This window comes from Leeia speluncae (assembly GCF_020564625.1).
Taxonomy (GTDB): domain Bacteria; phylum Pseudomonadota; class Gammaproteobacteria; order Burkholderiales; family Leeiaceae; genus Leeia; species Leeia speluncae.
Window position 1 is genome coordinate 1 of sequence record NZ_JAJBZT010000038.1, and the last position, 344, is coordinate 344.

Here is a 344-nt window from a genome sequence, read left to right on the forward strand (position 1 = left end):
GTGGTGGAAGATCTGCACAAATCGTTTGGGCAGAGCGAAGTCTTAAAAGGCATTAGCCTTACCGCACACAAACACGATGTGATTACCATTTTGGGTAGCAGTGGTTCAGGCAAAAGTACCTTTTTGCGCTGCATTAACTTGCTAGAAACCCCAAATGCTGGCCGCGTGTATGTGAATGGCGAATTGATCAAGATGGCCACCGCCAAAGATGGCACCCCTTACGCCGCAGACCACCAACAAATGGTGCGTATCCGTCGCAAACTCGCCATGGTGTTCCAACAGTTCAACTTATGGGCACACATGACGGTGCTACAAAACGTGATGTTTGCCCCCGTCAAAGTGCT

The 344-nt window shown here is 49.7% G+C and carries 1 protein-coding gene; it reads left to right on the forward strand.

Annotated features, from left to right (window positions below; translation table 11 throughout):
• Window positions 1-344: ATP-binding cassette domain-containing protein (locus LIN78_RS17995; protein WP_227182268.1), on the forward strand; the 344-nt coding region annotated here is incomplete at its 3' end.